The organism is Micromonospora vinacea, assembly GCF_015751785.1.
In the GTDB taxonomy this organism is placed as follows: Bacteria; Actinomycetota; Actinomycetes; order Mycobacteriales; family Micromonosporaceae; genus Micromonospora; species Micromonospora vinacea.
The window spans coordinates 3,767,043-3,779,544 of the sequence record NZ_JADOTY010000001.1 but is presented as its reverse complement, the minus strand read 5'-3'; the positions used below and the strand labels follow the sequence as shown (position 1 = coordinate 3,779,544).

Below are 12,502 nucleotides of genomic sequence, written 5' to 3'. Positions count from 1 at the left end.
TCCCCACCACAGGATGTGCGCCACACCCGGCTCTTAACCGGTTAAGAGCGACGGTAGGCAGGTGACCGCGATCCGTCAAGCACCCCGACAGCCGAACCGGACGAGAGGGTTGACCGCCGTGCACCGGGGTATCCCGGGAACGATCCGTCAGTGAGAGGGGATACCAGGATGGTCAGCGTCGGCTACACCCTGATGAGCGAGCAGGCCGGGCCCAAGCAGCTGGTGGACCATGCGGTACGGGCCGAGGCGGCTGGGTTCGACCAACTGGTCATGTCCGATCACTACTACCCCTGGCTGGACTCCCAGGGCCACTCCCCGTACGCCTGGTCCGTGCTCGGCGCGGTCGCCCACGCCACCTCCCGGGCGCAGCTGATGTCCTTCGTGACCTGCCCGATCCGCCGTTACCACCCGGCAGTGGTCGCGCAGAAGGCCAGCACGATCGGGGCGCTCTCGGACGGCCGCTTCACCCTCGGCCTGGGCGCCGGGGAGAACCTGAACGAGCACGTGGTCGGCGGTTGGCCGCACGTCCAGCAGCGGCACGAGATGTTCGAGGAGGCGTTGCAGATCATCCGGCCGTTGCTCAACGGGGAGACGCTGACCTTCTCCGGCAACCACTTCGACGTGCCCGACGCCTACGTCTGGGACCGCCCGGACCAGCCGGTGCCGATGGCCATCGCCGCGTCCGGTCGACAGTCCGCGACGCTGGCCGCCGAGTACGGCAACGGCCTCATCTCCACCGAACCCGACCGGCACATCATCGAGATGTACGACGACGCCGGGGGCGCCGGCCAACCCCGCTACGGCCAGGTGGCCATCTGCTACGGCCCCGACGAGGCGGAGTGCCGCAAGATCGTGCACGACCAGTTCCGCTGGTTCGGGATGGGGTGGAAGGTCAACGCCGACCTGCCCGGCCCGGAGTCCTTCGCCGCCGCCACCCAGTTCGTCCGCGAGGAGGACGTCGCCGAGGGCATCTCCTGCGGTCCGGACGTGGACGCGCACGTCGAGGCGTTCCGCAAGTTCGTCGACGCCGGCTTCACCCACGTGGCGATCATCCAGGTCGGTGGGGAGAGCCAGCCGATGTTCCTGGACTGGGCGCAGGAACAGCTGCTGCCCCGGTTGCGCGAGCTGTGAACCGAGGTGCGGCACCTCCGCCGCCCGGGTCGCCCCGCCGCAGCGCCGTCGGCCGGTTCGGGCCGGCCGAGCTGCGGCTCGCCATGGCCGCGCCCCGGGCTGCCGGCGGACTGACCAGCGAATGGCGGGTCGTCGACGGACTGCGCACCCACACCCGCCGCAGCGCCGACCCGGGGACCGGGGCGCCACCCGTGGTGCTGGTACACGGCCTGGCGGTCTCGCACCGGTATCTCACCCCGCTGGCCGTCGCGCTCTCCACCACCCATCAGGTGTACGTGCCGGACCTGCCCGGCTTCGGGCTGACCGAACACCCCCCGGGCGCGTACGACGTCCGCCGGCACGCCGACCACCTGGCCGCCTGGCTGGCCGCGTACCAGTTGCCGCCGGTCTGCCTGCTGGGGCACTCGTTCGGCGCGGAAGTGGCCGCCGCGGTCGCCGCGACCCACCCCGACGCGGTACGCGCGCTGGTGTTGGCCGGACCGACGAGTGACCCGGCGGCCCGGTCCCGACAAGCCCAGTTCGGTCGTTGGCTGGTGGACAGCCTGCGCGAGGCGCCGCTACAGGCCCCGATCCTGGTGCGGGACGTCTGGAACGCCCGGCCCTGGCGGGTTCTCGCCACCCTGTCGCACTCGGTGCGGAACGCGATCGAGGCGGACCTCGTCCGCGTCAGCGCGCCGACCGTCGTCGTGACCGGCGACCGTGACCCGGTCGTGCCGGAACGGTGGCGGGACGAGGCGACACGGCTGGTGCCGGAGGCGGCCCTGGTGGTCGTCCCCGGAGCCGCGCACAACGTGGTCACGACCGCCCCGACTGCCGTCGCCGACGCGATCCGGCACCTGCTCGCCCCTCAACCCGCACTCACGGACAGGTGACCATCATGCGCTTCGGCAACACGGAGATCCGCCCGCTCGGCGGGGGCCTCGGCTGCCTCCTGATGATCCTTTTCTCGATCGTGGCCTCGGTGGTGCTGACCGTCCTGCTGAATCTGGTGCTCTGAGCCCCGTACGCCTCAACGGCGCAGGCCCAGGGCGTTGAGCACCTCCCGGACGGCCAGCCGGGCCGGGGCGAGCACCGAACGGCGGGCCCAGCGGGCCGCGGGCGCGACGGTGGCCCGCCACACCGCTCTGAGGCCCCGCGCCACCGGCACGACCGTCACCGACCAGACCCACCGGACTCCGGACAGCAGCGGGCGTACGGTGTGCCGCCACAGCCAGCGCAAACCTCGCCCGAGCGGGCGCAGCAGCAGTCGGTGCAGCAGTCGCAGCACCCGGCCGGCCGTCCGCCACGCGCCGACCACCGCGTCGACGACCAGCCGACCGACGGGCGTGAGCACCGCGCCCAACCATTGCAGCGGCCACAGGACCAGGTACGTGGCGAGCCAGACCAATACCCGCCCCAGGACCACGAGCACCGGACGCAGCCCATGACGGGTCACCCAGAGCAGCGCGGGCCAGATCACCGTGCGGGCGACCCACACCAACGGGAGCCACAGCAGGTGCCGGGCGCACCAGACCAGCGGAAGCCAGACCAGCCGGTGCAGCACCCAGGCCAGCGGGGCCAGCAGCCAGCGGCGCAGGAACCGACCCACCGGGCGGAGCAGGTACCGGTGCAGCAGCCGGCCGGCAGCCGCGATCAGCTCCCAGAGCAGGCGTACCGGCAGCACCACGACCAGCGCCACACCGCGCGCGACGGCCGAGACGAGCGGAGGCGCGACGGCGGCCGGCCGCATGGTGCCCGAGGCCAGCGGGTCGCCGGCCGGACGCGCCCCTGTCGGCGTGGCCCGGTGCTCGTTGGGCGGGCCGGGCAACGACGAGCGGAGGGTGCGGCGGTCGGTCACGGTGGCACGGTAATCGGCCCGCGCCACGCCGTGGGGGTGTCGGCAGCGCGGACCGACGGGTGGCGTCAGCCGGGAGACAACTGCAGCGTGGCGAGCAGCGGATAGTGGTCGGAGGCGGTGGCCGCCGCGCCGTCGCGGATCACCCGACAGTCGTGCGCCCGCTGCGCCACCGCCGTGCTGCCGAGCAGGTAGTCCAACCGCATCCCGGCGAACTCGGCACCGCCGAGTCGGGTGGGCACGGTGTGGCCGGCGGCCTCCGGCGCGTCGACGTTGCCCGACGGCCAGAGGTCGACCAGGCCGGCGGCGAGCAGGCGGGCGATCGCGCGGGTGTCCACGGCGCCGCCGGAGCGACGCAGGTGCCGCCGCCGGTAGAGGGCCGGCATGCCCGCCAGCCGGGCGGTGTGGTCGACGGTCGGGTCGAGCGAGTTGAGGTCACCGGCGACCAGCGTCAGCGGCCGCTGGTCGCGACGCATGGCGGCGGCCAACCAGTCGACCTCCATTCGCCGCCTACCCCCGGAGTACGGGTAGAGGTGGGTGCCCACCACTGTGAACGGACCGGCGGACGTGGCCACCACGACGCGGGCGGCGGCGTGGTGGAACGGGCGGCGCACCGACCCGGCGTCGACCACCCGGTACGGCGGCCGGACCAGCACCGCCACCGGCTGCCCGAAGCAGGACCGGGCCAGGTGGGGCGTCATCCCCACCCGGCCCGCCACTGTGGCCATCAGCCCGTCCCGGTCGAAGCCGCGCAACTCCTGGAGGGCCAGCACGTCAGGTGCCTGCTCGTTGACGACCTGGACCACCTGATCCAGCCGGTCGGGGCCGCCGCGATCCCGGCCGCCGGTGCGGATGTTCCAGGTCATCACCCGCAGCACGACGGCGGCGCCTAGTCGGCTCGGCCGGCCCGCGCCAGCTCGTCGTCGAGGGTGTCCACGTCCTCCGACTCGATGGCCGGTTGGTTGCCTTCCTTCAGGTCCTCGTTCGGGCGGATCACCAGGTACAGCAGACCGATCCAGAGCGCGGAGAGCAGGATCGCGCCCATGAAGTCGGTCGGGTGGTGCATGCCCCGGTACATCCGCGAGGTGGCCACCCCGACCGGCATGAGCACGGCCAGCGCCACGAAGATCCAACGCCACCACCGGTCGGTACGCGGGAACACGATGAGGGTGATCGCCAGCCAGACACAGATCGTTGCCGCGATGTGCCCGGACGGGAACGACGAGGTGGGCATCTGCCCGTCCAGGTTCTCCACCGGCGGACGCGGCCGGTCGATCGCGCGGGCCGACGCGAGGAAGAGGGTCAGCTCACCCACCATCGCCAGCGCCACGAAGAGCACCGGGCGCCAGCGCCGCCACACCGCCAGCACCAGCGGGCAGAACACCAGCGAGATCAGCAGGATGGCATGGGTGTCGCCGAACTTGCTCCACCACCAGCTGACCTCGGTCAGCACCTCGGTGTGCCGCTCGGCGAACCACCGCGGGACCTCGGTGTCGAGGGTGTCGAAGAAGGTGCCCTTGGCGTGGTAGCTGACGTACATACCGAAGCCGTACAGCGCGCCGAACACGATCACCCAGCCGACCAGCAGCTCAGCCACCGCCGACCGGGGGTGGGCCAACACGTGTTCCTCGGCCGGGGCGGGGGCGATGTCGTGCCCTGCCTCCGGCTCCAGGCCCTCGGTCAGCGGCGGCACCGGCCGGCCCCGCTCCCGCCGCCACAGTCGGAAGGCGTACGCGGTGACGCCCAGCCAGGCGGCCCCGAGGAGCCAGGCGGCCAGCACGTCGGAGACGAAGTGCACGCCCAGCGCGATCCGGGTCAGCCCGACCAGTGCCACCAGCACACCGACGCCGACGATGGCCGGCTTGCGCCAGCGGGGGGCCATCGCCGGCAGGAACACCAGCAGCAGAGCTCCGTACGCGACGAACGAGCCGAGCGCGTGCCCGCTCGGGAAGCTGTTGCCGGGCGCGCTGGCGATCGGCACGTCCACGACCGGGCGGAGCCGGCCGACAAGCGTCTTCAGCGACGGGTCGAGGATCAGACCACCGACCCCCGTGATGATCAGATAGACGGCGAGTCGGGGCTGCCGCCGGATCAGCAGCCCGACCACGGCGATGGTGACCAGCCAGATGAGGATCGGCCGACCGCCCAGGTCGGTCACCGCCTGGAGCACTGTGACTAGCGCGTGGTGCGGGGCGACGAGCCCGTTGAACCACTCGGCGAGCGCGTGGTCGGCATCCTGCAGCGGGCTCCAGCGCACCCGGACGAGCAACAACAGCAGCCCGAAGGCCACCCCGGCACCGGTGACGGCCACCAGGCCGGCAATGCTCCGTTCGGCGAAATGACCGATCGGACGGCGCGCCACCTCTTTGACCGCGGTCACCCCGCACCTCCCTTGTCTGTCTGGCGAGGCGCTTTACCCGATCCGCGTCCGTCGTACACGCCGGTGCCCCTAGAGCGCCGACATGTCACCGGTGTCGTACAGCTCGGCGCGGTCCGGGTCGGGCTCCCACAGGTCCGGTTGGGCGGGCTCCCGCGCACCGATGCGCAGCGCCTCCAGTTGGGCGGCGAAGGACAGCCCGCCGAAGAGCGCCATCCCGGTCAGGTTGGCCCAGAGCAGCAGCGCCATCATGCCGGTCAGGGCACCGTAGGTCTGCCCGAAACCGTCACTGAACCGCACGTACGCGGCGAGCAGCAGGCTGGCCAGCCACCACAGCGCAGTGGCGATGCCGGCGCCGAACAGCAGCCAGGACAGGCCGGGCTGGTTGCGGCGCGGCGCGTGTCGGAACAGCACGGCGACGGCGATGACGGTCAGCCCGAGGCTCAGCGGGAAGCGGATCACGTCCCAGATGCCGTGGGCGAGTTCGCCCCACTCGTAGTGTTCGCGGACCGAGTCGCCCATCGCGCCGCCGCCGACCAGGATGAGGAAGCCGGCGAGCGCGGGCAGGCCGGCGGTGACGGCCAGCACGGCGGCTCGCAGGTACTTGCGCAGCGCCGGGCGGTCCCGCTCGACGCCGTAGATGCGGTTGGCACCCCGCTCGATCTGGGCCATCGTGGTGGTGAGCGCGAACAGGCCGGTGAGCAGACCGAGGGTGAGCGCCAGCTCCCCCGCGTCCTCGACGCGTTCGCCCTCGCCGAGCAGCTCGGCGACCATCTGCGAACTCTGGCCGGGGGTGAGCGCCAGGACGGTGTCGGCGACCACCTGGCCGCCCTCCTCGACGCCCAGCTCGCTGATCAGGCCGGTGAGGGCGATCAGGAACGGCACCACGGCGAGGCAGAGTTGCAGCGCGAAGGCCCGGGAGTGGCTGAACCCGTCGCCGTAGCGGAACCGGATGAACGCGTCCCGCAGCAGGTGCCAGCCGCCCTGCCCGCGCAGTGTGTGCCAGGCGTCGTCGGCGGACAGCTCCTCGTCGGCCATCAGCCGGGTCTCCGGCACGATGCGGGTGCTACTCACGGCGTGCTTCCTCGATCAGCTGCTCGCCCCGCTCCCCGGCACCTTGCGCGTCGACGGCCAGGTCGGGGGCGCCCTCGGGCTGGGGGACGCAGAGCCAGAGCGCCTGGGGCCGGATCTCCGCCCGCAGTTGCCGGCCCGGGGTGATGAGGTCGCCGTCCAACTCCCGAGGCTGCGCCCGGTTGCTGGTGACCACCACTCGCCGACCCCGGAAGATCTCCAGCTGCGGCACCTGGCCGCTGCGGCGGATCACCGCCCAGCCGAGCGCGAGCCAGTGCCGCAGGTTGCGCGGGGTGAGCACGGCGACGTCGAGCCAGCCGTCGTCCGGCTCGGCTTCGGTCAGCAGGGTCACACCGCCCTGTAGCCGGCCGACGTTGGCGATCAGGACCGAACGGGCCCGGCGGCGCACCGCGGGTCGGTCGTCGATGCGGATCTGCACCCGCATCGGCCGGTCCCGGAGGTGACGGGCGGCGCCCATCACGTACGCCGGCCAGCCGATGCGGGCCTTGGTGGTCTCGTTGGTGGCCTCGAGCATCTGGGCGTCGAAGCCCATCCCGGCCATCACTGTGAAGTACCTGTCCTCGACAGCGCCGACGTCGAGCAGCCGTCGGCCGCGCTCGACAGCGACCTGCAACCCGGCGGCCAGGTCGGTGGAGAGCCCCAGGTTGGCGGCGAGCAGGTTGCCGGTGCCCTGCGGCAGCACGGCGAGGGCGACGTCGGTGCCGACCAGCCCGCTGACGCAGGACATCACCGTGCCGTCGCCCCCGCAGGCGAAGACCAGGTCGACGCCGGCCTTGACGGCCTGCTCGGTCTGGCCGCGGCCCGGGTCGTCGACTGTCGTCTCGTACCACTGCGGCGCGGGCCAACCGGCCGCGGTCAGGGCGTCGTCGACGGTACGGCGCAACTCGTCGAGATCGTCGACCTTGACCGGGTTGACCACCACCGCGGAGCGCAACCCGCCGTCGCCGCCCGAGGGCCGCCTGTCCTGTCCAGCATCCACGGCGCCAGTGTGCAGCACCCGGACGGCTTCAGCGACCCGGCGAACGGCGCGCGTCGGAAGTGCCACAGACAGGTTTCAACCCGGCCCCGCCCGTCAGGCCGCGGCCCGCAGTGCCAGCTCCACCCGCCGGCGCAGATCGTCGAGGTCGACTCCGGACTCGGTGAGCACCAACGCCCCCAGCCCGTTGCCCTCCCGGAGCACCCCGAGCAGGATGTGCTCGGTGCCGATGTGGCGGTGGCGCAGCCGGATGGCCTCGCGCAGGGACAGCTCCAGCGCCTTCTTCGAGCGGGGCGAGAACGGGCCTCCGAGGTAGCGCTTACGCCCCCAGCGGCGGCGCTGTGCCGGCACCGCCTCCCGTAGCGCGTCCGGGCCGAAGGACTGCTCGATGCGGGCCACGATCGCAGCGAGGTCGATGCCGATCTCCCGCAGCGCCGCCGCGTCCGCGTCGCCGAGGCCGACGCCGCCGCTGGCGGTGTGCCGTCGGACGCGTTCGCGCAGGTCGTCGGCGCGAACGCCGGCATCGGCGAGCACCCGGCTGGCCAGCCCGGCGTCGTCGGCGAGCAGGGCGAGCAGCAGGTGCTCGGTGCCGACCGGCCGCTGGCCCTCGACCCGCGCCTCCTCCAGTGCCCGTTTCACCACGTCGCGCGCCCGGTCGGTGAACCGTTCGAACATCACGCCTCCCAGGATGAGTTGACCGCCGGTCGCCCGGCGTGCTTCTTGTGCACGGCCTGCCGGCTGACCTCGAGCGTGTCGGCGATCTCCTGCCAGGACCAGCCCTGTCGTCGGGCGTTGTCCACCTGGACCACCTCGAGCCGCTCGAGTAGCCGGCGTAGCGCGCGGACGGCGCGCAGCCCGACCCGGGGGTCGGTGCTGCCGGCTGCCGCCGCGAGTTCTGTCGCCTGACTCATGCCGTCAACATACGTTGACAACTCCTCCCGTGTCAACCTCGGTTGACGAACGCTTGCCCGTTCCGCCCGCCGCACCCCACCTCAGACTTGACAGCTGTATAGATAGCCGTTATCCATTAACGATCTAGACGGAGGACATATCTGGTGCAGGACGTGGTGCTGGCCATGCTGGCCAAGGAGCCAGCGCACGGATACGAGCTGCGCAGCCGGCTGCGGGCCGCGCTAGGCCCGTTGGGCGAGACGATGAACGCCGGGCAGATCTACGTGACGCTGACCCGCCTGGGCAAGGCCGGGATGGTGACCTCACAGCGGGCTGAGGGCCTGCCAGACCGGCCCGAACGCCGGGTGTACGCGCTCACCCCGGAGGGGCAGCAGCGAGTCGCCACCTGGCTGGCCGAAGTGAACTGGCCGAAGCCGGACCTCGCGGAGTTTCACCTCAAGTTGGTGGCTGCCGCGACAGCCCGGCTGGCCGATCCGGTGGCCCTGGTCGACGCGCAGCGGCGTGAGGTGCTGCGCCGGCTGCGCGACGCCCAACGGGCCGCGTTGGAGCGGTCGGTGGATCCGGTCGCCGGGCTGCTGTTGGAGGGGGTCGTGCTGCGGCTGCGGGCCGACCTGGAATGGCTGGAGGCGTGTGAACGCCTGTGGGCTGAGCTTGATCCGACCGGACGGAAGGCGGGCGCGTGACCGGGTCGACGGTTTTGCAGGCGCATGGCCTCAGCATGCTTTACGGCGACGAGCACGCGCTGGTCCGCGCGGTCGACGAGGTCGATCTGAACGTGCCGGCCGGGCAGTCGCTGGCTGTGATGGGGCCCAGCGGCTGCGGCAAGTCCACCCTGCTGTACCTGCTCGGCGGGCTGCAGCGCCCGACCGACGGCCAGGTCTGGCTGGCCGACCGTCGGATCGACACGATGAGCGAACGGGCGCTGGCCCGGCTGCGGCGTGACAGCCTCGGGTTCGTCTTCCAGTCGTTCCACCTCATGGACGAGCTCACCGCGGTGGAGAATGTGGAGCTGGCCGCACTGCTGGCCGGCCAGTCACCGGGGCGGGCCCGCAAGCGGGCGATGTACCTGCTAGACCGGGTAGGGCTTGCCGACCGCGCCACGCACCTGCCCGCGGCGCTGTCCGGTGGGCAGCGCCAGCGGGTCGCCATCGCCCGCGCGTTGAGCAACGAGCCACTGGTCGTGCTGGCCGACGAACCCACCGGCAACCTGGACAGCTCCGCCACCCTTGACGTGCTGCGGCTGTTCGAAGAGCTGCGCACCGCAGGACAGACCCTCGTGGTGGTTACCCATGACCCCCGCATCGCCGCGGTAGCCGACCGGGTGATCGCCATGCGTGACGGCGCGTTCGTCGACGACAGCCGACTTGCCGGCACCGCCAGTGGCACCCTCTACGACGGGCGGCGCTGACATGGCCGGCCGCCTCCTGCTCGTCTGCCGGCTGCTGATGCGGGACCTGCGCCGCCGCCGAACCGACACCATCCTGCTGCTGACCGCAATCACCGCCGCCACCGCCACACTGACCATCGGCCTCACCCTCAACGAGATCGCCGACCGGCCGTACCAGCAGACCCGGACCGCCACCGCCGGCCCGGATGTGATCGTGACACCCCGGGCCACCGGCCAGGCCGCATTGGACGAGCTCGCATCGCTGACCACCGGGGCCGGCGTCACCGATCACAGTGGCCCCTTCCCGATCGCCTACCTAACGATGACGGCCCATGGGAAGTCCGCGCACACCGTCGTAGCGGGCCGGGACACCACACCCGCATCGATCGACCGGCCCGCCGTGACCGACGGCACCTGGGTACGCCGCGGCTGCGTGGTCGTCGAGCGCGCCTTCGCCGACGCCCTCGGCATCCGCATCGGCGACACGGTCAACATCGGCGGCCATCGGCTGCGCGTGATCGGCACCGCGGTCACCGCCGCGAGAGCGACGTACCCCTACGCCGGGTGGCACTACCCCGGCAGCGTCCTGGTCGAGCGCGGCGGCCTGGTCTGGGTCGACCACAGCGACATCGCCACGCTCGCGGGCAGCCAGCCGCTGTCGTACACCCTCAACCTCAAACTCGCCGACCCGGCGTCCAGCAGCGCGTACCCCATCGGTGACCAACTCACCACCTGGCAGGCGATCAGCTACCTCAACGGTCGGCTGTACAGCGACGCACAGATCGCCCTGCTCGTCGGCAGCTGGCTACTCAACGGCCTTGCGCTGGCCGGCGTCGCCGGCATCGTCGCGGGTCGGATCATCGGCCAGCGTCGCCGGGTGGGGCTGCTCAAGGCCGTCGGCGCCGGACCGGCCATGATCGCCGCCGTCCACCTCGCCGAGTACCTCGCGATCGGGCTTGCCGCCGCCGCCACGGGCCTGGTCGCGGGCTGGCTCGCCGCACCCGCGCTGATCCGCCCCAGCGCCGGACTCATCGGCTCCGTCAACGCCCAGCCACCTGCGCTGCGCATGGTGTTCGCCGTCACGGTCCTTGCCCTCGCGATCGCTGTGGCGGCGACTCTGGTGCCGGTGTTGCGCGCCGCCGCCACCAGCACCGTTCACGCGCTGGCCGACGCCGCAACGCCACCGCGGCGCCGGCGGTGGCGCATCTGGCTGTCGCGGCGGCTGCCCACCGCCCTACTGATCGGGGTGCGTATCAACGCGCGCCGACCGCGCCGCGCCCGGCTGGTCACCGTGAACACCCTGATCACCACGACCACTCTCGTCGGCATTCTCATGGTCAACACCCAGGCGGTGCGCTTCGACCTCGGCTACACCGAACTCGCCAATCCCCGGGTGGAACGGGGCGAGCAGGCCACGCTCGTGCTCACCGTCGTGCTGTGCATTCTTGCGCTCATCAACGCCGTCGTGAGCGCCTGGACCGCAGTCCTCGACGCCCGGCAACCACTGGCTGTCGCGCGGACGCTCGGTGCGACGCCCGCGCAGGCCGGCCTGGGCCTGGCGGTGGCGCAACTGCTTCCAGCCATACCGGGCGTCGCCGTGGGGATCCCGGCCGGCGTCGGGCTTGTTACGTTCGTCAGCACCGGCGAGGTCCAGTACCCGCCCGATTCCTCGCTGCTCGCCACCGCGCTCGGAGTCCTGCTCGCCATCGCCGCGCTCACCGCCATCCCCGCGATGATTGCCACCCGGCGTCCGGTCGTGGACACACTCAGATCCGCACCGACCTGACCGCCGAGCCATCCGATCCCGCCCGCCGCGGTGCCCATCCGACTACCCTCGGTCAGGGACAGCTTGGTCGTGCCGGGCGCGACGCCCGGGAGGTGATATCGGATGGCCGCACCCGCCGACGCAGCGGTGCTGGTCGGCCTCGGGTCGGAACTCGACCTTCCGGTCGTCGAACAGGCCGCGCAGGAGGCCGCCGGACACGGCCGGCCACTGCACCTGCTGCATACCTTCGACTGGCGTGCGGCCTTCGCCGCGGACACCGTCGCCGCACCCCGCGACCAGGCCGAACACCTGATCACCCGCGCCGCCCAACTGGCCCACCAGACCGAGCCGGGGCTGACCGTACGCGGCGAGATCGTCGAGAGCTCGATGCTGCCCACCCTCATCCGCCGCTCGGAGGTCGCCTTCCTGCTGGCCGTCGGTGACAGCGGCATGGCGGGCAGCGGCCAGTGCGTACCGGCCGAGACGACAGCCGTGCAGTTGGCCGCACGCGCCGGCTGCCCCCTGCTGGTGGTTCGGCGTGAGCCGCCGCCACAGGGCCCGGTGCTGGTGGGCGTGGACGGCTCCCCCAGCTCACACCTCGCCCTCCAGTGGGCCGTGGAGTGCGCGGCCCGCCGCGGCGCCCGACTGCTGGCGCTGCGGGTGGTGGAGTACGACGAGGACACCGACGCGGTCGCCGACCAGCTCAGCGAAGCACTTGCCCGGCACACCGGCCGCGACAACACAGTGCCGACCGAGTGTCGCGTGGTACGCGGTGACCCCGCCGAGGTGCTGATCGACACGTCCCGCAACGCGCAGGTGGCGCTGGTCGCCGCCCGCGGCGACGAACCGGGCCGGGCCATGCTGGGTGCTGTCGCCCAGTCCCTGCTCTACCACTCGCCGGCCCCGGTGGTCGTCGTCCGCGGCCTGGCCGAGGCGCCGCTGACCGGGCCTGACGCCCGCCCGGAGCGGGACCAACGGCCCTGAACCCGGGGCGTCCGCAGCGGCCAGGCTGAACGCCGGGCGCCCCA

At 72.3% G+C, this 12,502-nt stretch carries 14 protein-coding genes; 7 read left to right on the top strand and 7 right to left on the bottom strand.

Going from position 1 to position 12,502, the window contains the following annotated elements; translation table 11 throughout:
• The first annotated feature begins 168 nt into the window (after window positions 1–168).
• From IW249_RS17980 to IW249_RS34745, 3 genes are read left to right on the top strand one after another with little or no spacing between them, the layout of a single operon-like run.
• Complete coding sequence (locus IW249_RS17980; protein WP_145793130.1) at window positions 169–1,131, top strand: TIGR03557 family F420-dependent LLM class oxidoreductase; 963 nt, start codon at window positions 169–171, stop codon at window positions 1,129–1,131.
• Window positions 1,128–2,003, top strand: coding sequence for an alpha/beta fold hydrolase (locus IW249_RS17975; protein WP_307788619.1), 876 nt, complete (start codon window positions 1,128–1,130; stop codon window positions 2,001–2,003). Before IW249_RS17980 ends, IW249_RS17975 begins: the two co-directional genes overlap by 4 nt.
• Complete coding sequence (locus IW249_RS34745) at window positions 2,000–2,128, top strand: hypothetical protein (protein ID WP_256443305.1); 129 nt, start codon at window positions 2,000–2,002, stop codon at window positions 2,126–2,128. The genes IW249_RS17975 and IW249_RS34745 overlap by 4 nt, the downstream gene beginning before the upstream one ends.
• A gap of 12 nt (window positions 2,129–2,140) precedes the next feature.
• Here IW249_RS34745 and IW249_RS17970 read toward each other — a convergent pair whose 3' ends face one another.
• The 7 genes from IW249_RS17970 to IW249_RS17940 all read right to left on the bottom strand — a co-directional run bounded on the left by IW249_RS17970 (window position 2,141) and on the right by IW249_RS17940 (window position 8,321).
• Window positions 2,141–2,968 carry a hypothetical protein gene (locus tag IW249_RS17970; protein ID WP_196921811.1) on the bottom strand — a complete coding sequence of 276 codons (828 nt, stop codon included), beginning with the start codon at window positions 2,966–2,968 and terminating at the stop codon, window positions 2,141–2,143.
• 65 nt (window positions 2,969–3,033) lie between these two features.
• Entirely contained in the window at window positions 3,034–3,843 is an 810-nt protein-coding gene (locus IW249_RS17965; protein WP_196921810.1) for an endonuclease/exonuclease/phosphatase family protein, read from the bottom strand.
• 11 nt (window positions 3,844–3,854) lie between these two features.
• Window positions 3,855–5,345, bottom strand: a complete 1,491-nt coding sequence (locus IW249_RS17960; protein ID WP_196921809.1) for a phosphatase PAP2 family protein — start codon at window positions 5,343–5,345, stop codon at window positions 3,855–3,857.
• 69 nt (window positions 5,346–5,414) lie between these two features.
• Window positions 5,415–6,416, bottom strand: a complete 1,002-nt coding sequence (locus IW249_RS17955; protein WP_196921808.1) for a YihY/virulence factor BrkB family protein — start codon at window positions 6,414–6,416, stop codon at window positions 5,415–5,417.
• Window positions 6,409–7,413 carry a diacylglycerol/lipid kinase family protein gene (locus tag IW249_RS17950; protein WP_307788618.1) on the bottom strand — a complete coding sequence of 335 codons (1,005 nt, stop codon included), beginning with the start codon at window positions 7,411–7,413 and terminating at the stop codon, window positions 6,409–6,411. Before IW249_RS17950 ends, IW249_RS17955 begins: the two co-directional genes overlap by 8 nt.
• Window positions 7,414–7,506: 93 nt before the next feature.
• Complete coding sequence (locus IW249_RS35340; protein WP_196921807.1) at window positions 7,507–8,085, bottom strand: Clp protease N-terminal domain-containing protein; 579 nt, start codon at window positions 8,083–8,085, stop codon at window positions 7,507–7,509.
• Window positions 8,085–8,321, bottom strand: a complete 237-nt coding sequence (locus IW249_RS17940) for an HTH domain-containing protein (protein ID WP_030336062.1) — start codon at window positions 8,319–8,321, stop codon at window positions 8,085–8,087. The genes IW249_RS35340 and IW249_RS17940 overlap by 1 nt, the downstream gene beginning before the upstream one ends.
• 144 nt (window positions 8,322–8,465) lie before the next feature.
• Here IW249_RS17940 and IW249_RS17935 point away from each other — a divergent pair, with 144 nt between their 5' ends.
• The 4 genes from IW249_RS17935 (at window position 8,466) to IW249_RS17920 (ending at window position 12,458) form a co-directional block, all read left to right on the top strand.
• Window positions 8,466–9,005: a PadR family transcriptional regulator gene (locus IW249_RS17935; protein WP_307788617.1), complete on the top strand. Its 540-nt coding sequence runs from the start codon at window positions 8,466–8,468 to the stop codon at window positions 9,003–9,005.
• 35 nt (window positions 9,006–9,040) lie between these two features.
• Window positions 9,041–9,730, top strand: coding sequence for an ABC transporter ATP-binding protein (locus tag IW249_RS17930; RefSeq protein WP_196921806.1), 690 nt, complete (start codon window positions 9,041–9,043; stop codon window positions 9,728–9,730).
• Between the two features lies 1 nt (window position 9,731).
• Complete coding sequence (locus IW249_RS17925) at window positions 9,732–11,495, top strand: ABC transporter permease (RefSeq protein WP_196921805.1); 1,764 nt, start codon at window positions 9,732–9,734, stop codon at window positions 11,493–11,495.
• Window positions 11,496–11,597: 102 nt separating this feature from the next.
• Window positions 11,598–12,458 carry a universal stress protein gene (locus IW249_RS17920; protein WP_196921804.1) on the top strand — a complete coding sequence of 287 codons (861 nt, stop codon included), beginning with the start codon at window positions 11,598–11,600 and terminating at the stop codon, window positions 12,456–12,458.
• Window positions 12,459–12,502 lie beyond the last annotated feature (44 nt).

Bases quoted from the DNA above. Each gene is read 5' to 3' on its own strand.
- IW249_RS17980 (WP_145793130.1), top strand. From the start codon at position 169: ATGGTCAGCGTCGGCTACACCCTGATGAGCGAGCAGGCCGGGCCCAAG.
- IW249_RS35340 (WP_196921807.1), bottom strand. From the start codon at position 8,085: ATGTTCGAACGGTTCACCGACCGGGCGCGCGACGTGGTGAAACGGGCA.
- IW249_RS17940 (WP_030336062.1), bottom strand. From the start codon at position 8,321: ATGAGTCAGGCGACAGAACTCGCGGCGGCAGCCGGCAGCACCGACCCC.
- IW249_RS17930 (WP_196921806.1), top strand. From the start codon at position 9,041: ATGCTTTACGGCGACGAGCACGCGCTGGTCCGCGCGGTCGACGAGGTC.
- IW249_RS17925 (WP_196921805.1), top strand. From the start codon at position 9,732: ATGGCCGGCCGCCTCCTGCTCGTCTGCCGGCTGCTGATGCGGGACCTG.
- IW249_RS17920 (WP_196921804.1), top strand. From the start codon at position 11,598: ATGGCCGCACCCGCCGACGCAGCGGTGCTGGTCGGCCTCGGGTCGGAA.